Annotated in this window: 15 protein-coding genes; 11 read left to right on the top strand and 4 right to left on the bottom strand. The window is 35.1% G+C overall.

Annotated features, from left to right (window positions below):
- Positions 1–174 precede the first annotated feature (174 nt).
- Entirely contained in the window at positions 175–546 is a 372-nt protein-coding gene (locus tag AAC024_RS06850; RefSeq protein WP_339894543.1) for a DUF559 domain-containing protein, read from the top strand.
- Positions 547–798: 252 nt separating this feature from the next.
- Here AAC024_RS06850 and AAC024_RS06845 read toward each other — a convergent pair whose 3' ends face one another.
- The gene (locus AAC024_RS06845; protein ID WP_339894542.1) at positions 799–1,866 is read right to left on the bottom strand and encodes a methyltransferase; all 1,068 of its coding nucleotides are present in this window, start codon (positions 1,864–1,866) and stop codon (positions 799–801) included.
- Between the two features lie 539 nt (positions 1,867–2,405).
- Here AAC024_RS06845 and AAC024_RS06840 point away from each other — a divergent pair.
- Entirely contained in the window at positions 2,406–2,771 is a 366-nt protein-coding gene (locus tag AAC024_RS06840) for an endonuclease domain-containing protein (protein ID WP_339894541.1), read from the top strand.
- A 287-nt stretch (positions 2,772–3,058) separates the two neighbouring features.
- Here AAC024_RS06840 and AAC024_RS06835 read toward each other — a convergent pair whose 3' ends face one another.
- A complete protein-coding gene (locus AAC024_RS06835; RefSeq protein WP_339894540.1) occupies positions 3,059–5,011 on the bottom strand; it encodes a YgiQ family radical SAM protein in 1,953 nt (650 codons plus the stop codon).
- Between the two features lie 183 nt (positions 5,012–5,194).
- Positions 5,195–6,019, bottom strand: a complete 825-nt coding sequence (locus tag AAC024_RS06830) for a universal stress protein (RefSeq protein WP_339894539.1) — start codon at positions 6,017–6,019, stop codon at positions 5,195–5,197.
- Positions 6,020–6,153: 134 nt separating this feature from the next.
- On the opposite strand from AAC024_RS06830, the gene rimP reads away from it, so the two are divergent.
- From rimP to infB, 3 genes are all read left to right on the top strand, one after another.
- Complete coding sequence (gene rimP, locus AAC024_RS06825) at positions 6,154–6,615, top strand: ribosome assembly cofactor RimP (RefSeq protein WP_339894538.1); 462 nt, start codon at positions 6,154–6,156, stop codon at positions 6,613–6,615.
- Positions 6,616–6,626: 11 nt separating this feature from the next.
- Positions 6,627–7,859: a transcription termination factor NusA gene (nusA, locus tag AAC024_RS06820; RefSeq protein ID WP_339894537.1), complete on the top strand. Its 1,233-nt coding sequence runs from the start codon at positions 6,627–6,629 to the stop codon at positions 7,857–7,859.
- 78 nt (positions 7,860–7,937) lie between these two features.
- Entirely contained in the window at positions 7,938–10,709 is a 2,772-nt protein-coding gene (gene infB, locus AAC024_RS06815; RefSeq protein ID WP_339894536.1) for a translation initiation factor IF-2, read from the top strand.
- A gap of 252 nt (positions 10,710–10,961) precedes the next feature.
- On the opposite strand, the gene AAC024_RS06810 is transcribed toward infB, so the two are convergent.
- Positions 10,962–11,360 (bottom strand): SPOR domain-containing protein, encoded by a 399-nt coding sequence (locus AAC024_RS06810; protein WP_339894535.1) that lies wholly within the window; start codon positions 11,358–11,360, stop codon positions 10,962–10,964.
- A gap of 218 nt (positions 11,361–11,578) precedes the next feature.
- Here AAC024_RS06810 and AAC024_RS06805 point away from each other — a divergent pair, with 218 nt between their 5' ends.
- From AAC024_RS06805 to AAC024_RS06780, 6 genes are all read left to right on the top strand, one after another.
- Complete coding sequence (locus tag AAC024_RS06805; protein WP_339894573.1) at positions 11,579–12,871, top strand: cytochrome c3 family protein; 1,293 nt, start codon at positions 11,579–11,581, stop codon at positions 12,869–12,871.
- A 152-nt stretch (positions 12,872–13,023) separates the two neighbouring features.
- On the top strand, positions 13,024–16,131 hold the full coding sequence (locus AAC024_RS06800) for a TAT-variant-translocated molybdopterin oxidoreductase (RefSeq protein ID WP_339894534.1): 3,108 nt from the start codon (positions 13,024–13,026) through the stop codon (positions 16,129–16,131).
- A 28-nt stretch (positions 16,132–16,159) separates the two neighbouring features.
- Positions 16,160–17,890, top strand: coding sequence for an NrfD/PsrC family molybdoenzyme membrane anchor subunit (gene nrfD, locus AAC024_RS06795; protein ID WP_339894533.1), 1,731 nt, complete (start codon positions 16,160–16,162; stop codon positions 17,888–17,890).
- Between the two features lie 9 nt (positions 17,891–17,899).
- Positions 17,900–18,430, top strand: coding sequence for a DUF3341 domain-containing protein (locus AAC024_RS06790; protein ID WP_339894532.1), 531 nt, complete (start codon positions 17,900–17,902; stop codon positions 18,428–18,430).
- A gap of 212 nt (positions 18,431–18,642) precedes the next feature.
- The gene (locus AAC024_RS06785; protein WP_339894531.1) at positions 18,643–19,110 is read left to right on the top strand and encodes a cytochrome c; all 468 of its coding nucleotides are present in this window, start codon (positions 18,643–18,645) and stop codon (positions 19,108–19,110) included.
- A 22-nt stretch (positions 19,111–19,132) separates the two neighbouring features.
- The gene (locus AAC024_RS06780) at positions 19,133–20,491 is read left to right on the top strand and encodes a quinol:cytochrome C oxidoreductase (protein ID WP_339894530.1); all 1,359 of its coding nucleotides are present in this window, start codon (positions 19,133–19,135) and stop codon (positions 20,489–20,491) included.
- Positions 20,492–20,612 lie beyond the last annotated feature (121 nt).

Here is a 20,612-nt window from a genome sequence, read left to right as displayed (position 1 = left end):
TTTTAAAACGTCCGCCTTTTGCTAATTCCTTTTTATAGGGTGGTCTTTCGATATCTCTATTATTTCAGCTAAATTTAAAACAAAAACACCCCTATAATCCCCTCAAGGGGATATTGTTCCTAAGTTTAATCGAAGGATTGTCCCCTTGAGGGGACTTTAGGGGTGTCCGCACAAATGAAAAACAAAATAATTCCATACCATCCAGAATTAAAACTATTAGCTAGACAGCTTCGAAAAAACAGCACCTTACCCGAAGTATTATTATGGCAAAATATTAAACAACGTGCTTACGGAGTTCAATTTCACAGGCAAGTACCTATTTTAAATTATATCGTTGATTTTTATTGTCATGAAATTGGGTTAGCTATTGAAATTGATGGGAGCAGTCACGATCACTCTTATAATTACGATTCTAAAAGACAAGGAGAATTAGAAGCATATGGCGTTATCTTTTTAAGGTTTTCAAATGATGAAGTTAAAAAGAATATGTTTAGTGTTTTGCTGGTTATTGAAGAGACTGTTAAGGAGTTGACGGGAGATATTTAAGAAACTTATTCTGAAAAAAACAACCCTATTAGCTACGCTCGGTATCTTCAATAAAAATATATTTTTATTTCGATAATCCTCAAGGGGACAATTTAAACCAATAAACTTTTTAGTAAGGAATAAATATTTTCAATACTAATAAACATCTGAACATTTGTATAATGAAAAACTTAACGTCTCAATAATCAATAACTGGTATAAGCATTTATTCTGTTCATAGGAAAAGTAAGATTTAAAAACTAGATAGTATTACTATTTTTTTACCAACACCCAAAGCTCCACTTCTTCTTCAGTACGCCAATTTTGCTCGCGCATGGTTTTATTTGAGGCTGCTTTCACTTTTCTTTTTAAACAGGTATCTAATTTAAAACGTCCGCCTTTGGCTAATTCTTTTTCTATAGGATGGTCTTTTGTAACCTCTGTTATTTGAGCTAAATTTGAGAATAAAACAACAAGTTTGCCTTCCGGTAACAGTCTTTTTTTAGCTGCTGCAAAAAACTCTGGAAACAAGGTGTCTTTATAATAAATAGCTTCGTCGTTTCTATCTAGCTCTTGAGATGCTGGTAACCACGGCGGGTTAAAAACAATGAGTTCGGTTTGCTTGTCCCATTTACCAAAAAGCGGTGCAAAATCCAGTTCTACTTTCCGAAACATTTTGGTGTCTCCCATAGATTCTGTGAGTCCAACAATGGCATTTGGGTTGGTATCTGTCAAGAAAACTTTCTGAAAACCATGCTTCACCATTTGAAAGGCCAATACGCCACTGCCAATTCCAACATCTATGGCCGATTTTTTAGGTCCATCGTAACGTTTCAGCCAATTATCAAACAGTATTAAATGATCAAACCGTGTTGGGAAATACACACCGTAATACGGATGGATTTTGTTTCGCAATACAGGTAATAATATACCATTTTGGTACCATTGCCATGCACTATTTAGACCTTGAACTTTAGTAAAAGGCAATAAAAAAGTGCTAGTTTCTGGATAAATCTTTGCCAACCAACCAATAGATGGCGCTTTTTTTACGGTTAATTTATGGTCTGCTATTTTTATATAAACAAGACTGGATAACTTTTGAAACGCAGCCCGATACGCACGCTGCTCTTGAAACGTTTTGTTAGACACCGTTTTTTTAAGATGATTATGCAACTCGTTAAGGAGCAGTAAACCGTTGCTATAATATTCTGTTATTTGAATGGGTTTGCCCGCTTCTAAACCTTTAATGGCACGATGCACATTTATAGATTTATTAAATTGTGGCAAGGGTTGTTCGGGTAAAAAAGGCTGTGGTTTGTTTATAGCTATATCTGTAATCATCGTTTGGTTCTGAATTAAAACGGATTGCAGAGTAATGACGTGAGCAAGTCGTAGAATTAAAATCACTATTAAATAGTTGCTTACTAGCAATCAGGCATTAAATTGGCCACTAGGGTTTCATTAATCAAACTAAAGACTTAAGAAATACAGTCTAAAAATTTCGCTGAAGTCTTGCGAAAGGCTAATTAATATCAACAGATAAATAATACGGCAAAGGTACTTCTTTAAAACCTACTGCCGCTTCTTACTTTAATTAAAAGAAAAAGCAGCATCATGAATAAAATTAGCTAAGTGCCTTTAAGTGAATTTTAATTTTCTTAATTTTAAACCACGTCACACTAAAATAAGATATCAGTTGGATTGTTTCAGAATACGGTGTACTAAAAAACACACCCCTAAAGTCCCCTCAAGGGGACAGTCCAAACAATGATATTTTCATGTAACAAATAAACATCTGAACATTTCAAAACACAATAATTAACGTAAACAAATGTCCCCTTGAGGGGACTTTAGGGATGATAGAGTACTGTAAGCAAATCATGAGAAACAAAATAATTCCATACAATCCTAAATTAAAACTTCTAGCTAGACAGTTAAGAAAAAACAGCACCTTACCTGAAGTGTTATTATGGCAAAACATCAAACAAAGAGCTTATGGTGTTCAATTTCACAGACAGGTACCTATGTTAGATTATATTGTTGATTTTTATTGTCATGAAATTAGATTAGCGATCGAAATTGATGGACAAAGTCATGACCATAACTTTTTAAATGACGCTAAAAGACAAGGGGAAATTGAGGCTTATGGTGTTACTTTTTTGAGATTCTCAAATGAAGAAGTTAAAAAGAATATGTTTAGTGTGCTGTTGGTTATTGAAGAAACGGTTAAAGAGTTGACAAAGTAGTTTTTGTAAATACCTTTAGAAAACACCCCTAAAGTCCCCTCAAGGGGACATTCCTAAATATTAAACTTCAGAACTCAATTGAAAATTTTCAAGTTCTTTCAGTACATTTACAAAGCCTCATACTGTATACAATTAACTTTTACAAGAGCATATCCCATAACACTTGGAAAGAAAAATACTAAGCCTCTTATAAAGAATATTTTTTCAACAACTTAGATTACAATTATGAATGTAAACAATTGTCCCCTTGAGGGGCCTTGAGGGGTGTTCAGGAATAAAAGCAGAACCTACCTCCGCTTCTTCTTCTTACTCTTAAACTTAGCCTTGTTTTTTCGTTGATTAAAAGGAATAGCGTCATCAAAAGTATGTTTCGCTTCGCCGCTTGGTTTGTTTTTTCGCCACTTATCGTTTTCTGGTAAGAGTACTTTTAATAAATCTTGACGCCCCAATTTATTTAAAGTCTTTTTAATCCAATCTTTATTTTCGCTTTTATACCAAAAGAAAAAACGGTGTTGTTCATCTTTTTCTTGACGCGATATCGGCGTGTTTACTTTTTTAAGCGTGTATGGATGATAACCACTATAATAAATTACGGTGGCTACCGTCATAGGTGTTGGCGTAAAACCTTGAACTTGTTCTAACTGGAAACCCATATCTTTAGTTTCGGCAGCTAAATTCGCCATATCTTCAACTTCACACGCAGGATGATTCGAAATAAAATAAGGTATCAATTGTAACTTTAATCCCTTCGCTATATTAATCTTATCAAAACGCTCTTTAAATTTATGGAAATAACTAAACGAAGGTTTACGCATCAATTTTAAAACAGGGTCGCTAGTATGTTCTGGCGCTACTTTAAGGCGACCAGAAACGTGCTTAGTCATGACTTCCTCGGTGTAGTCATCTAGCTCTTTTGGGTTGGCATTTTTATTAAATTCTGGCACCAACAGATCATGACGAATACCACTACCAATAAACGATTTTTTAATTTTAGGATGACTATCAACCGCTTGATATAGTTCGGTTAACGGTTTATGAGAGGTATCTAAATTACTGCAAATAACTGGCGAAATACATGACGGCGCTACACACTTATCGCATATAGATTGTACCTTCCCTTTCATCTTATACATATTCGCACTCGGGCCTCCAATATCAGATAAATAGCCTTTAAAATCGGGCATATTGGCAACCGTATCCACTTCTCGCAATACAGATTCCTGACTTCGAGATGCAATAAACTTGCCTTGATGTGCCGAAATAGTACAAAAGCTACAACCTCCAAAACACCCACGATGAATGTTAATGGAAAACTTAATCATTTCATAAGCAGAAATAGGTCCGCGCTTATTATATTTTGGATGGGGTAATCTGGTGTAAGGCAACTCAAAAGACGCATCAATTTCATCTTCTGTCATCGTTGGATATGGCGGATTAATCATCAAAGTTTTATCACCAACCTTCTGAAAAATACGTCGCGCAGCCAATTTATTACTCTCTTGCTCTATAATTTTAAAGTTAGAGGCAAACTTCTTTTTATCCTTTAAACACGTTTCGTGCGATACAATTTCAACATCTTCCCAATTACTATTCTTGGGCACTTTTGCATCAGCATCCAACAAAACAGCTGTTTGCTTTATGGTGGTTATGCTTGAAAACGGAACGCCTTTTTGCAATAAACGCACTACTTCACGCAATGGCTGTTCGCCCATACCATATACCAACATATCGGCTTTCGAGCTTTCTAAAATGGTAGGCAGCAGTTTATCACTCCAATAATCGTAATGGGTTACACGTCGCAACGACGCTTCAATCCCGCCAATTAAAACAGGAACATCAGGCCATTTTTCTTTTAAAATTTTAGAATAAACCGTAGTTGCATAATCAGGTCTAAACCCAATATCACCATTTGGCGTATAGGCATCTTTATCACGACGTTTTTTATTCGCATTGTAGTTGCTAATCATTGGGTCCATACAACCACCCGTTACCCCAAAAAATAATTTTGGAGCTCCCAATTTCACAAAATCTTGAAGATTATCCTTCACATTTGGTTGTGGCACCACAGCAACCCGCAATCCATAACTTTCCAAAATTCGCCCAATAACGGCAGGTCCAAACGATGGATGATCCACATAAGCATCACCACTAAATAAGATAACATCTAAGGCATCCCATCCGCGTATTTTCACCTCTTTGTTTGTGGTAGGCAACCAATCCGAAAGTTTCAATTCCTCCATAGCGCTGCAAAAATAGGCAAAAAAGGGCGCTTACACATTATTGCTCAATTATTTTGGGAGTTACCCTCCCGATAGCTATCAGGAGGGGAGGTCAGGATTTTGGTTACAATCTTTTTATTCGTGCCTCATAAATAGGATTTCCACTGCAATCCCTAATGCAAAAGCAGATTATCAATGAATGCTCTAGATCTTAAAAGTAATCACAGGTCGTTTAGCATGATTAACCAAATCTTCACTAATACTGCCATTAAAGAAATGAGATATACCTTGCCTACCATGTGTACTCATCCCAATTAAGTCAGCATTTACAGATTGCGAAAAATTCATAATCCCTTTTTCAATAGTTACATCATTATAAATATTTATACTGTAGTTTGAAAAATTAGACGCATTAGCAAAATCTTGCATACGGTCATTCGCATGCTCAGTTGTAATAAACCTATTTGGTGTATTAACCGTAAGTAAATGTAGTTTTGCTTCTAAAAGCTTAGCAAATTCAATCGCTTTTAAATAAGTTGCTTTGCTTTCTTCCTTAAAGTCAGAAGCAAAAACAATATTATCAATATTAAATATTTCATGTTCTTTTTTAACTACGAGCACAGGTATTTCAGAAGTTCTAACCACTTTTTCAGTATTACTTCCAATAAGCATTTCTTTTAAACCACTCACGCCGTTTGAGCCCATGATTACCAAATCAATTTCATGCTTTTTGCAGGTATGAAAAACACCTTTAAAAATTTCATTAAAACCAATAGTTTCACGAACAATTATATCTTGCAAGTAGTCTTTATCTAATATATTTTCAAACTTTTTATGAGCCAATTTCATAAAAAACACGGCCTCTGGTAAATCACTATGTGAACTCATAGCATCAACTTCATGTAATGGTATTTCAAGAATGTGTAGTAAATAAATTTCAGCGTTATGGGTTCTAGCCAATTGCGCCGCTACTTTCAAAGCGTTTTCGGCTTGATCAGAAAAATCGGTAGGGACTAGTATTTTTTTCATAATAAGTAAGTTACGTTGTATCTAAATTTATGAAATATTCCTTTAAAAATCAATAAAATATTATATATTTGCACCGTTGAAAGGCGAAATTAAAGATATGAGGGGACGGAAAGTCCCCTCTTTTTATACTTAAAATGTTTAAAACTAAAGTTACAGAATTACTCGATACGGCGTTAATTGAACGCCCAGATTTGTTTTTAATTGATTTTTCGATTAACACTGATAATCATATCAAAGTAATATTAGATGGCGATAACGGGGTTTTGGTTGAAGATTGTATGTTTATTAGTAGAGCCATTGAACATCATTTAGATAGAGAAGAACACGATTTTTCTTTAGAAGTTATGTCGGGAGGAGCAGCATCTCCATTAACGCATAAACGCCAGTATAAAAAAAACATTAAAAGAACGCTTAAAGTAAGAACGAGTTCTGAAGAACTAGAAGGAACACTTACCGAAGCAACTGATGATAATATTACATTAGAGTGGAAAGTTAGAGCGCCAAAACCATTAGGAAAAGGCAAAGTAACGGTAAAAAAGGAAGCAAATATTCCTTATGAAAATATTGTAGAAGCAAAAGTTATGATTAAATTTTAATTTAAAGATTTATGGAAAATGTCGCGTTAATTGAATCTTTTTCAGAATTCAAAGATGATAAGCTAATTGACAGAGTAACGTTAATGGCAATTTTAGAAGATGTATTTAGAAGTGCCTTAAAAAAGAAGTTTGGCGATGATGATAATTTTGATATTATTGTTAATCCAGATAAAGGGGATTTAGAAATATGGAGAAATAGAATTGTAGTTGCTGATGGTGAAGTTGAAGAACCAAATCAAGAAATTTCATTAACCGAAGCTCGTAAAATTGAGCCAGATTTTGAAGTTGGTGAAGATGTGTCTGAGGAAGTAAAGCTTATTAATCTAGGAAGACGTGCTATTTTAGCATTACGTCAAAACCTAATTTCTAAAATTCATGAGCACGATAATACCATAATCTATAAGCAATTTAAAGATTTAATTGGAGAGATATATACTGCAGAGGTGCACCATATTCGTCACAGAGCAGTCATTTTATTAGATGATGATGGAAACGAAATTATTCTGCCAAAAGACAGACAAATACCTTCTGATTTCTTTAGAAAAGGAGATAATGTAAGAGGTGTAATTGATAGTGTAGAGCTTAAAGGGGCAAAACCAACTATCATTATGTCCAGAAGCTCCCCAGCATTTTTAGAAAAATTATTTGAACAAGAAATACCAGAGGTTTTCGATGGTTTAATTACAATTAAACATGTCGTAAGAATTCCAGGTGAAAAAGCTAAAGTAGCTGTTGATTCTTATGATGATAGAATTGATCCAGTTGGTGCTTGTGTGGGTATGAAAGGTTCAAGAATTCACGGTATTGTTCGTGAGTTAGGAAACGAAAATATTGATGTTATTAACTATACAAATAACCTACAATTATTTATTACTAGAGCATTGAGTCCCGCACGTGTTACATCTATTAAATTAGATGAAGAAAACAAGCGTGCTGAGGTTATACTTAAGCCTGAAGAAGTTAGTAAAGCTATTGGTAGAGGCGGACACAATATTCGTTTAGCTGGTCAATTAACGGGTTATGAAATTGATGTGTTTAGAGAAGGTGCTGAAGAAGATGTTGAATTACGCGAGTTCACTGATGAAATTGAAGGATGGATTATTGATGAGTTTAGTAAAGCAGGTTTAGATACCGCTAAAAGTATATTAGAGCAAGATGTTATCGATCTTGTTAAGAGAACAGATTTGGAAGAGGAAACAATCAAAGATGTTATCAGAATTCTGAAAGAAGAATTTGAAGAATAGTAAATAATAGTGCAGATTTGCATTTTATTATGCCTGAAAAGGTATAATACATATATTTGAGTATTTTAAAGGCGATTTATGGCTGAAACAATTAGATTAAATAAAGTATTACGTGAGCTTAATATCTCTCTAGATCGTGCCGTAGAATTTTTGGATTCTAAAGGGGTAGAAATAGAGAAGCGTCCCACTACAAAAATTTCTGAGGAAACTCACAACCTTCTTTCAGATGAATTTGAGACGGATGCTAACAAGAAAATAAAGTCTCAAGAAGTAAGCGAAGCTAAGCTAAAGGAAAAGGAAGATTTACGTATTAAACGTGAAAAAGAATTAGAAGCAAAGCAAAAATCCCAAGAAGCGAGAGAAAAAGCTCAGCAAGAGGAAGTGGTTAAAGCTTCAAAAACACTTTCAGGACCTAAAACTATTGGAAAAATAGATTTAGACTCAAAGAAGAAGGTCGAAGAAAAACCTGCTGCGCCTGCAGAAGCTATTGTAGAAGAAGTTAAAAGTGAAGTAAAGGAAGAACTTAAAGAAGAGGTTAAGGAAGAAGTTGTAAAAGACATAACACCAAAAGCCGAAAACAAACCAGCTACTGAGAAAAAAGAAGCTTCAAAACCTGCGCCTAAACAAGTTGTTGTTGATGGGGAATTAGTAACACCAGACGAGAAAGTTGAAACTCAATATAAAAAACTTACAGGCCCTAAAATAGCTGGAGATAAAATTGATTTATCTAAGTTTAATAAGCCTAAAAAGAAAAAAGAAGAGAAAAAACCAGTAGCAAAAGCTGGAGATGCTGCGAATAAGAAAAAGCGTCGTCGTATAAGTAAAGCTGGTGCGCCTCAATCAGGTAATGGCAATAGACCAGGTGGTGGAAATAGACCTGGAGGAAATGATAGGTTTAAAGGAAAACCAGGTCAAGGGCGTCGTAATGTTCCTAAAGAAGAACCTAGTGAAGAAGATGTTAAAAAGCAAGTGCGAGAAACACTTGAAAAACTTCAAGGTAAATCAAGCAAAGGAAAAGGCGCTAAATACAGAAGAGATAAAAGAGATCTACACAGAGAGCAAACTGAAATTGATCAACAAATAGAAGAAGCTGAAAGCAAGATTATTAAGGTAACAGAATTTGTTACTGCTAGTGAAATGGCAACCATGATGGATGTTGGCGTCACTGAAATTATTTCAGCATGTATGTCCCTTGGTATGATGGTAACTATGAATCAGCGTTTAGATGCTGAAACACTAACTATCGTTGCCGAAGAATTTGGATATCAAGTAGAATTTGTAACCACTGATATTGAAGAATCTATTGAAGAAGTTGAAGATAAACCAGAAGATTTAAAACCACGTGCGCCAATAGTTACAGTGATGGGTCACGTAGATCATGGTAAAACATCGCTTCTGGATTATATTCGTCAAGAAAATGTAATTGCAGGAGAATCAGGTGGTATTACACAGCATATTGGTGCTTACGGCGTGCAATTAGAAGGTGGTCAAAAAATAGCATTTTTAGATACTCCAGGTCACGAGGCCTTTACGGCCATGCGTGCTCGTGGAGCTCAAGTTACAGATATCGCAATTATTGTAGCTGCTGCAGATGATGATATTATGCCGCAAACAAAAGAAGCTATTTCGCATGCGCAAGCAGCAGGTGTTCCAATAGTTTTTGCAATTAATAAAATAGATAAACCAGACGCTAATCCTGAAAAAATTAAAGATGGATTAGCCCAAATGAACTTATTAGTAGAAGATTGGGGAGGAAAAATTCAATCTCATGATATTTCAGCTAAAGAAGGAACTGGTGTAAAAGAATTACTGGAAAAAGTATTGCTTGAAGCAGAATTATTAGAGCTTAAAGCAAACCCAGATAAGTCAGCAATTGGTACGGTTGTAGAAGCGTTCTTAGATAAAGGACGTGGTTATGTGTCAACCATATTAGTGCAAGCTGGAACTTTAAAAGTGGGTGATTATGTATTAGCAGGACAACATAGTGGTAAAATAAAAGCTATGCATGATGAACGAGGTAATGACGTTGTTGTTGCAGGACCTTCAACACCAGTATCTATTCTTGGTTTAGATGGTGCGCCACAAGCAGGAGATAAGTTTAATGTGTTTGAAGACGAACGTGAAGCAAAACAAATAGCTTCAAAACGCGCACAATTACAACGAGAACAATCGGTTAGAACGCAACGCCATATTACCTTAGATGAAATTGGTCGTCGTATAGCTCTTGGGGATTTCCAAGAATTAAATATTATCCTTAAAGGTGATGTGGATGGTTCTGTAGAAGCCTTAACGGATTCATTCCAGAAACTTTCTACTGAAGAAATTCAAGTGAATATCTTACATAAAGGAGTTGGCGCCATTACAGAAAGTGATGTGCTATTAGCTTCAGCATCTGATGCGATTATTATCGGGTTTAATGTGAGGCCTGTTGGTAATGCAAGAACCATTGCTGATAAAGAAGAAATCGATATTAGATCATACTCTATTATATACGATGCTATTAACGATCTTAAAGATGCTATGGAAGGCATGTTATCTCCAGAGCTTAAAGAAGAGATTACTGGTACTGCTGAAATTAGAGAAATGTTTAAAGTGTCTAAAGTTGGAACTATTGCGGGTTGTATGGTAACTAATGGAAAAATAATGAGAAACTCTGGAATTCGATTAATTAGAGACGGAGTTGTTGTTTTTACAGGTGAATTAGCATCTTTAAAACGATTTAAAGATGACGCTAAAGAAGTAACGAAAGGTTACGATTGTGGTATGCAAATAAAAAATTACAACGATGTTAAAGAAGGTGATATTATAGAAGCCTTCCATGAAGTTGAGGTTAAAAAGAAATTAAAATAAGTTCTTCATTTAACAAATTGAATTTTAAATAAAAAATAAAGAGCGACCAATTGGTCGCTCTTTATTTTTTATATATTACATGACAAAAATTTAGAATAGAACTATAAACTGCCTGCATATAACATATTACGGCTTTATAGTTATGTAGTCCTCACAGGTTTTTAAAACCTGTGAGGACTTTGTTATCCTGAAAATTTCGAGTCGTTTATTTCTTAAAAATAATTTTTGTCATGAACTTAAAAAGGCTTCTTATTAATTTATATCTTTCTTAGGTTTAAAAATAAACGCGTTAGGAAATTTTCTCTTAATTCTTTTTAAAGCTCTATCAGCCTCTAAGCGAGTTCTAAAGTTTCCTGCCCAAATTTTAAAGTTTGGTGGTTCAAAATGAATTGTTGGATACCAATCTGCAAATGATTCGCTGAATTCTTTTTTAGCAGCATGAGCCCCTGATCGATTCCCGTTGTATACTTGTATTTTATAGCGCTCAGAATCCGTTTCATTCTTATTCATTTCCTTTTTCAAATCTAATAAAACAGTAATATGTTTATCTTGATTTATGGTAACATTTCCTTGTTGAGAGAAGCAATATGTTGAAATCAACGTAAAACATAAGAGGCTTAAAAAACTAATCTTTAAATTCAATGGTTTCATTTTAAAAAAATATTTATACAAATGTATACGATATAAAACTTAATTGTGGTTCGTTTTATTATTTAGAATCCCTCTAAATTAACAATTAACACTTCTGTAACATTTCTAAAATCGACTTTTAATATTACTTTTGCGAGAGATTTTTTTAACTGTATATTTTTGCATTTAACACAATGAAAAAATCATACCAAAGTTTAGAAGTTAATTTGACCAACAATATGAGAAAGGTGATTCACCGTAAATTAAGCACAAACTTTCTTTGTTTAGGCTTTACTATATTATTAGCGTTTACAACCGCTCTTTCAGCTCAAGAAGGAGATCCAGTAAAAGGAAAAGCTTTATTTAATGCCAATTGTGCTGCTTGTCATCAGTTAGACAAAAAGATGACAGGGCCTGCATTACGTAATTTCCAATCGCGTTTGGAAGAAGATGAAGGATTAGATAGTGCTTGGATTAGTGCGTGGATTCGTAATAGTGCTGGACTTATTAAATCTGGTGATGCTTACGCAAACAAAATCTATAATGAGTATGGTGGCGCTGCCATGACCGCTATGCCTCAACTATCAGATGAAGATATAAGTAATATTCTTGCTTATACCGCTGAAGAAAAGAAAGCGCCAATTGATGCTTCAGGAGGAGCCGTAGCAACTCAAGCCACAACTTCATCAAACGGTATTTCAAACGAAATCATTTTAGGAGCTTTAGCTATCCTATTTATATTATTGGCTGCTGGTTTATATTTAGTAAAAAAAGCATTACGTCGTTTTGCTTCAGCTCAAAATATTGATTTACCTGAAACTTCGGGTAGAACACCACTATGGAAAGCATTTGTACAAAATCAATTTTTAATGGTTGTAGTAGCCATATTCTTTTTATTAGCAAGTGCTTATTTTGTTTATGGATACTTTATGCAAATTGGTGTAGATCAAGGGTATCAACCTGTGCAACCTATCTATTTTTCACACAAGATACATGCAGGGGATAATGGTGTTGATTGTAAATACTGTCACTCTTCTGCTAGAGTTAGTAAAACTTCTGGTATTCCTTCATTAAACGTATGTATGAACTGTCATAAATCTATTTATGAATATACTGGGGAAACAAGTCCAGAGTATTCTAAAGAATTTTATGATGATGAAATCAAGAAATTATATGCTGCTTCAGGGTGGAGTGACGACGAGCAAAGATATACAGGTGATGCACAACCAGTAAAATGGGTACGTATTCATAGCCTTCCAGACTTTGCTTACTTTAATCACTCACAACACGTTACTGTTGCTGGTGTTGAATGCCAAACATGTCACGGGCCAGTAGAGGAAATGGAAGTGGTGTATCAATACGCTCCTTTAACTATGGTATGGTGTGTCGATTGCCATAGAACAACAGATGTGAATGTTAAAGACAATGCCTACTATTCTAAAATTCATGAAGAATTATCTAAAAAGTATGGTGTAGATAAGTTGACAGCTGCTCAAATGGGTGGATTGGAATGTGGTAAATGCCATTATTAAGATTATAAAAATCAGTTTCCGTGTAAACGGAATTTTGGACAAACAAATAATTAGTTAAAATATTTTAGAATTACGAATTACCTTTGATAGGTTTTTTTAAAATCATTAAATAGGAATCGTAAATCGTAAATCAAAAATCGTAAATAATCAATATGTCATCAAACAAGAAATACTGGAAAAGTGTTGAAGAGCTAAACGAAAATAGCTCTATTGTTGAGACGCTAAAACAAAACGAGTTTGTAGCAGAGATTCCTACTGATGAATTTTTAGGTGATAAAGAGACATTAGAAGAAACATCTACAACACGACGCGATTTCTTAAAATATGTAGGATTTAGTACTGCTGCTGCTTCATTGGCAGCCTGCGAAGGTCCTGTAAAAAAGTCTATTCCCTATATAGTGCAACCTACGGAGGTTATTCCTGGTGTAGCTAATTACTATGCAACAACAATTGCTGATGGTTATGATTTTGCAAGTGTTTTAGTGAAAACGCGAGAAGGTCGTCCGATAAAAATTGAAAACAATACTATGGCAGCTGCAAATGGTAGCGCAAATGCTAGAGTTAATGCTTCAGTTTTAGGTTTGTATGATAGTTTAAGAGTTCAAGGTCCTAAAAAGGGTGATGCAAGTATTTCTTGGAGTGACTTTGATATTGAAACTACTAATAAATTAACTGATATTGCTGCGGCAAACAAAACTATTGTGTTACTTACACAAACTTTTGCTAGCCCTTCAACTAGCAAATTAATTTCTGAGTTTAAAGAAAAATATGGTAATGTTCGTCATGTAGTTTATGATGCTGTTTCAGAATCGGCCGCTTTGGATGCTTACCAAGCTAAATTTGGAGAACGCGGATTAGCGAATTACAATTTTGCTAAAGCAATGACTATCGTATCTGTTGGTGCAGATTTCTTAGGAGATTGGCAAGGTGGCGGATTTGATTCTGGATATTCTAAAAACAGAGTGCCAGATCATGGTAAAATGTCTAGACATATTCAGTTTGAATCTAATATGTCTTTAACAGGTGCGAACGCAGATAAGCGTGTGCCTTTAACACCTTCGCAACAAAAAATAGTTTTAGCTAAATTACATAGTCAAATTGTGGGAGGTTCGGTTTCTGGAAATTTACCCGAACATATTGAAAATGCAGTTGAAAAAGCAGCGTCTCAATTGAAGAAAGCAGGAAGCAATGGTGTGGTAGTTACAGGTATTAATGATGTAAATGCACAATCGGTTGCTATAGAAATTAATGAAGCCCTAGGTAGTAAGGCTTTTGACCCTAAAACACCAATTAAAACAAGACAGGGTAGCGATAAGGCTGTAGCACAATTAGTTGCCGATATGAAAGCTGGTAAAGTTGGAGCTGTTATTATGAGTGGTGTAAACCCAATGTACACTTTGGCAAATGCTTCAGATTTTGCTGAAGGATTGAAAAAAACAGAACTATCTGTGGCGTTCTCAATGAAAACTGATGAGACGTCCTCAGAAGCACAATATATTGCAGCAGCACCTCATTATTTAGAATCTTGGGGAGATGTTGAACTTAAAAAAGGACACTATGCTTTAACACAGCCAACAATTCGTCCTTTATTTGATACCAGACAATTTCAAGACGCTTTATTAAAGTGGACAGGGAATGATGAATCGTATCATGATTATATCAAAGGTGCTTGGGGTACTACTATCTTAGGAGCAAGTTCGTTCAATAAAGCTTTACATGATGGTGTTTTTGTTGGAACTATTGCGACTGAGGTTGAAGATACAGGCGAAGTAGTTGAAGAAGAAAAGGCCACACCTTTTGGAAATGCAGCACGTTCTTTAGCGGCTTCTGCAAAATCAGAAGGTTTAGAATTAACATTATATACTAAAACAGGTATGGGTGATGGTCAACAAGCCAATAACCCATGGTTACAAGAGTTTCCAGATCCAATTACAAGAGCATCTTGGGACAACTATTTAACCATTTCAAAAGCGGATGCTGATGCACTAGGTTTAATGAATAAGCATGTTGCTAACGGTGCATTAAATGGTAGTTATGTTAATGCTACGGTAAATGGAGTCACTATTAAAGTCCCTGTAATTATTCAACCCGGACAAGCCAAAGGATCTGTTGGATTAGCTTTAGGATATGGTAGAACTACAGGTTTAAAAGAAGAGATGCAAACTGGTGTTAATGGATATTCATTATACCAAAATTTTAATAACGTTCAAAATGTAACCATTGAGCCTGCTGCTGGAGAGCATGAATTTGCCTGTGGGCAGTTGCAAAATACTTTAATGGGACGTGGTGATATTATCAAAGAAACCACTTTAGAGATATTCAATACTTACGATAGAGAAGATCATGAACACGGATGGAATAAAGTTCCTAAAGTGTCTTTAAATCATGTCGAAACTCCAGTAACATCGCCAGATGTTGATTTGTGGGATGAGTTTGATCGTTCTATTGGGCATCACTTTAACTTGTCAATCGATTTAAATGCTTGTACAGGATGTGGAGCGTGTGTTATAGCTTGTCATTCAGAAAACAATGTACCTGTTGTTGGTAAGGAAGAAGTAAGACGTAGCCGTGATATGCACTGGTTGAGAATTGATAGGTATTATTCTTCTGAGGAATCATTTATTGGGGATAATGAAAAGAAAGAAAATTTTTCTGGATTGGGCAGCGTGTTAAGTGAGTTTACTGAAATGGAAATCGCTTCAGAGAATCCTCAAGTGTCATTCCAACCAGTCATGTGTCAGCATTGTAATCATGCACCTTGCGAGACGGTTTGTCCTGTTGGCGCACCTGTGCACGGTCGTCAAGGTCAAAGTCAAATGATATATAACCGTTGTATTGGTACAAGATATTGTGCAAATAACTGTCCTTATAAAGTACGCCGTTTTAATTGGTTTAGATATAACAGTAACAGTGAATTTGACTATCACATGAATGATGATTTAGGACGTATGGTACTAAATCCAGATGTGGTTGTGCGTTCTCGTGGTGTGATGGAAAAATGTTCTATGTGTATTCAAATGACACAAAAAACCATTTTGGACGCTAAGCGTGATGGACGTGAAATTAAAGATGGTGAATTCAAAACAGCTTGTTCTGCAGCTTGTAGCAATGGAGCAATGACGTTTGGAGATATCAATAATAATAAAAGTGAAGTTGCAAAACTTTTAAAAGATGATCGTATGTATCACTTATTAGAAAGTGTTGGTACAAAGCCTAATGTGCAGTATCAAACCAAAGTGAGAAATACAACAGAAGCATAAATTTAATTAAAGAATCAATTATATAATTATGGCGTCTCATTACGAAGCACCTATTAGAAAACCTTTAATTACAGGAGAAAAATCATACCACGACGTAACTGTGGATGTGGCTAAACCTGTAGAAGGAAGAGCAAATAAGCAATGGTGGATAGTTTTTTCTATAGCACTTGTTGCTTTTCTTTGGGGTATTGGGTGTATTATCTATACAGTATCAACAGGTATCGGTACTTGGGGGTTAAACAAAACTGTGCAATGGGCATGGGACATTACAAATTTTGTGTGGTGGGTTGGTATTGGTCATGCAGGAACACTAATTTCTGCGGTACTATTGCTCTTTCGTCAAAAATGGAGAATGGCCATTAACCGTTCTGCAGAAGCCATGACAATTTTTTCCGTTATACAAGCTGGGCTTTTTCCAGTTATTCATATGGGAAGACCATGGGTGGCTTATTGGGTATTACCAATTCCAAACCAATTCGGTTCTTTGTGGGTTAATTTTAACTCTCCATTGCTTTGGGATGTATTCGCGATTTCCACGTATTTATCGGTTTCAATGGTATTCTGGTGGACAGGTTTACTTCCTGATTTTGCAATGCTTAGAGATAGAGCTATTAAGCCTTTTCAAAAGAAAATATATTCATTATTAAGTTTTGGATGGTCTGGGCGTGCTAAAGATTGGCAACGTTTTGAAGAAGTATCTTTGGTACTTGCTGGTTTGGCAACACCCTTAGTGCTTTCTGTACATACTATTGTATCTATGGACTTTGCTACATCGGTTATTCCTGGTTGGCATACCACAATATTCCCACCTTATTTTGTTGCGGGTGCGGTATTCTCAGGATTTGCTATGGTAAACACGCTTCTTATCATTATGAGGAAAGTATGTAACCTTGAAGATTATATTACAGTGCAGCACATAGAATTAATGAACATAGTCATCATGATTACAGGTTCTATAGTAGGTGTGGCATATATCACTGAGTTATTTATTGCATGGTATTCTGGTGTAGAATATGAACAATACGCGTTCTTAAACAGAGCAACCGGACCTTATTGGTGGGCATATTGGACAATGATGACTTGTAACGTGTTCTCTCCACAATTTATGTGGTTCAAGAAATTAAGAACCAGTATTATGTTCTCGTTCTTTATCTCAATTGTTGTAAATATAGGAATGTGGTTTGAGCGTTTCGTAATTATTGTAACCTCGTTACATAGAGATTACTTGCCATCTTCATGGACTATGTTCCAGCCAACATTTGTGGACATAGGGACGTTTATTGGAACTATAGGATTCTTCTTTGTTTTATTCTTATTATATTCAAGAACATTCCCAGTAATTGCGCAAGCCGAGGTTAAAACAATTTTAAAATCTTCTGGAGAGCGTTATAAAAAAATACGAGAAGCAGGGAATAGTTTGGTAGGAACAGGAGCTGATACAAGAACATCAGGTGATACCATTGCTAAACCTGTTGCTAAAACAACTTCAAAAAAAGATAATTCAGAAAAAGTGAGTAACTTACTAGGAAGCATTGGTGCTTTTGATTCAGCTACTCAAACTGCTGATGACTTAAAGAAGGTAAACGGTATAGGCCCAAAAATGGAGGAAGTGCTTAATAGTATTGGTATTTATACTTTCGTTCAGGTAAGTAAGATGACTAAAAAAGAATATGATTTGTTAGATAGTATCACTGGTTCTTTCCCAGGAAGAGCAGAACGTGATGATTGGTCTGGACAAGCTAAAAAATTAATAAACTAAATATAGTCAATGGAAGCTTCAAAAGTTATTCACGCTATTTATACGGATGATGATATTTTAATGTCGGCAGTTAAAAAGGTTAAGGCAGAAGGACATCAGATCGAAGAAATTTATACACCGTTTCCGGTTCATGGGCTAGACAAAGCTATGGGATTAGCTCCAACACGAATTGCCATTACAGCATTTATATATGGCTGTATTGGGTTGATTGTAGCTATTTGGATGATGAATTATATGATGATAGATGACTGGCCTCAAGACATAGGTGGAAAACCAAGCTTTAGTTATTTGGAAAATTGCCCAGCATTTGTGCCTATTATGTTTGAACTGACCGTGTTTTTTGCCGCACACTTAATGGTCATGACCTTTTATATGCGCAGTAGGATGTGGCCATTTAAAAAAGCTGAAAACCCTGACCCAAGAACTACTGATGATCATTTTTTAATGGAAATAACGGTTGATGGAAATGAAAGTGAGTTAGAAAACTTGCTTCAAGAAACAGGAGCAGTTGAGATTAATTTAGTTGATAATGCCCATTAATGATACAGATGAAATGAGCACAAACAAATTTAATTTCTAGTTTTATAAAAAATTAAAACGTTTTGTGAATTACACCTGCCTGTCGGCAGACAGGTTTGACAAAAAAAGACAATATACGCTGACAAATGAAAAGCTTGATTAAAATATTAGTAATAACAGTCGTTTTGGTTACGATATCGTGCAAAAATGATACGTCACCGAATTATCAATACATGCCCGACATGTATAACTCTGAAGGCTATGAAACTTATAGTGAATCTAATGCATTTGCTAATGGAGTTGAAGCACAATTACCTGTTGAGGGTTCTATACCTAGAGGATATATTCCTTTCGATATAGATAATTCTACAGCTGGCTATGACTTAGCAAAAGCGACTTTAACTAGTCCATTAGATTCTACTCAAGTTGATTTAACTCGAGGAAAAGAGTTATATGATATTTATTGTGGTATTTGTCATGGTAATAAAGGAAAAGGGCAAGGGAAATTAGTTAAACGTGAAAAAATTCTTGGGATACCAAGTTATGATGATGCAGGTAGAGCTATAAACGAAGGAAGTACTTACCATACTATTTATTATGGGAAAAACGCCATGGGTTCTCATGCCAACCAATTGAACGAGGAAGAACGCTGGCAAGTTGTTTCTTATGTATTAAAATTGAAAGCAGATTTAGAAAATTAAGATAGATAAGATTATTATAGATATGTATACATTTTCAAATAAATTAAAGACATTTTCTTTCATTCTAATGATTTTAGGAGCATTAGGTGTTGGTTATGGTTTTATGACATCTCATAAATCTTTAGATGAAGTAAAAACAATGCTTGCAGAAGAGGCTTCTAACCATGGAAGCGGACATGCTGAGGAAGCACATGTAGTTGCAGATGCTCACGATACGCATGCAGAAGAAACTCATGGTGAAGACAATCAAGGTGAAGATGCACATCAAGGTGATGCGCATGCAGAACACGTTCAGCATCAAATAGCGAATAGACCTTGGTCTGCACTTTACGTTGCAGCATTTTTCTTTATGATGATTGCTTTAGGCGTCTTAGCTTTTTATGCAATTCAAATCGCGTCACAAGCTGGATGGTCTCCGGTTCTATTTAGAGTTATGGAAGGTATTACGGCATACTTATTACCAGGTGCTTTAATAGTATTAATTATTGCAGTTGCTTCTGGTACCATTGGTCATTATAATCTATTTGTTTGGATGGATCCCGAAGTTGTTGCTCATGATAAGTTGATAGCAGGAAAATCATCATTTTTAAATCTTCCTTGGTTTATTATACGTGGTTTAATATTTATTACAGGCTGGAGTTTATATCGTCATTTTTCGCGTAAGTTTTCAATAGCACAAGATACAGCTGAAGATAAAAGTAACTTTAAAAAATCTTTTCGTATTTCAGCAGGATTTTTAGTATTCTTTATTTATACAGAATCTATGATGTCTTGGGATTGGATTATGAGTGTAGACCCACACTGGTTCTCTACATTATTTGGATGGTATGTGTTTGCAAGTATGTTTGTAAGTGGCATTACGGTTATTGCATTAATGATTATTTATTTAAAATCTAGAAATTACTTGGAGTTTGTAAACGAAAGCCATTTACATGATGTTGCTAAATATATGTTCGCATTCAGTATTTTCTGGGCATATCTATGGTTTTCTCAATTCATGCTTATTTGGTATTCAAACATCCCAGAAGAGGTAACTTATTTTGTAGCGCGTTTTGGAGATTATAAATTGCCTTTCTTAGGCATGGTAGTTATGAACTTTGTGTTTCCATTTTTATTATTAATGAATGCCGATTACAAACGTATTCCTTGGTTTGTGGTTATGGCAGCTTTAGTAATATTGTTTGGACATTATATAGATATATTTGTTATGATTATGCCAGCAACTGTAGGAGACAGATGGTTTATAGGAATTCCTGAAATAAGTTCAGTATTACTTTTCGCTGGGTTATTCATGTTTGTAGTGTTTACAGCTTTAACAAAAGCACCATTGCTTGTAAAAGGATATCCTTTTAGAAAAGAAAGTGAAGAATTTCATTATTAATTAGATATAAATAAAGACGAACGATACCAATGACTGCTTTATTAACAATTATAGTTTTAGTATTTATTTTAATTGCCATTTGGCAAATGGTAAAGATTTTTGATTTAGCTCAAGCTAAAAA

Origin of the sequence: uncultured Algibacter sp. (assembly GCF_963976535.1) — a bacterium.
In the GTDB taxonomy this organism is placed as follows: domain Bacteria; phylum Bacteroidota; class Bacteroidia; order Flavobacteriales; family Flavobacteriaceae; genus Algibacter_B.
The sequence above is the reverse complement of the archived record's forward strand: the minus strand, read 5'-3'. Positions and strand labels throughout refer to the sequence as shown.

Bases quoted from the DNA above. Each gene is read 5' to 3' on its own strand.
- AAC024_RS06835 (WP_339894540.1), bottom strand. From the start codon at position 5,011: ATGGAGGAATTGAAACTTTCGGATTGGTTGCCTACCACAAACAAAGAG.
- AAC024_RS06830 (WP_339894539.1), bottom strand. From the start codon at position 6,019: ATGAAAAAAATACTAGTCCCTACCGATTTTTCTGATCAAGCCGAAAAC.
- AAC024_RS06800 (WP_339894534.1), top strand. From the start codon at position 13,024: ATGTCATCAAACAAGAAATACTGGAAAAGTGTTGAAGAGCTAAACGAA.
- nrfD (WP_339894533.1), top strand. From the start codon at position 16,160: ATGGCGTCTCATTACGAAGCACCTATTAGAAAACCTTTAATTACAGGA.
- nusA (WP_339894537.1), top strand. From the start codon at position 6,627: ATGGAAAATGTCGCGTTAATTGAATCTTTTTCAGAATTCAAAGATGAT.
- AAC024_RS06845 (WP_339894542.1), bottom strand. From the start codon at position 1,866: ATGATTACAGATATAGCTATAAACAAACCACAGCCTTTTTTACCCGAA.
- infB (WP_339894536.1), top strand. From the start codon at position 7,938: ATGGCTGAAACAATTAGATTAAATAAAGTATTACGTGAGCTTAATATC.
- AAC024_RS06780 (WP_339894530.1), top strand. From the start codon at position 19,133: ATGTATACATTTTCAAATAAATTAAAGACATTTTCTTTCATTCTAATG.
- AAC024_RS06785 (WP_339894531.1), top strand. From the start codon at position 18,643: ATGCCCGACATGTATAACTCTGAAGGCTATGAAACTTATAGTGAATCT.
- AAC024_RS06850 (WP_339894543.1), top strand. From the start codon at position 175: ATGAAAAACAAAATAATTCCATACCATCCAGAATTAAAACTATTAGCT.
- AAC024_RS06840 (WP_339894541.1), top strand. From the start codon at position 2,406: ATGAGAAACAAAATAATTCCATACAATCCTAAATTAAAACTTCTAGCT.
- AAC024_RS06790 (WP_339894532.1), top strand. From the start codon at position 17,900: ATGGAAGCTTCAAAAGTTATTCACGCTATTTATACGGATGATGATATT.
- AAC024_RS06810 (WP_339894535.1), bottom strand. From the start codon at position 11,360: ATGAAACCATTGAATTTAAAGATTAGTTTTTTAAGCCTCTTATGTTTT.
- AAC024_RS06805 (WP_339894573.1), top strand. From the start codon at position 11,579: ATGAGAAAGGTGATTCACCGTAAATTAAGCACAAACTTTCTTTGTTTA.
- rimP (WP_339894538.1), top strand. From the start codon at position 6,154: ATGTTTAAAACTAAAGTTACAGAATTACTCGATACGGCGTTAATTGAA.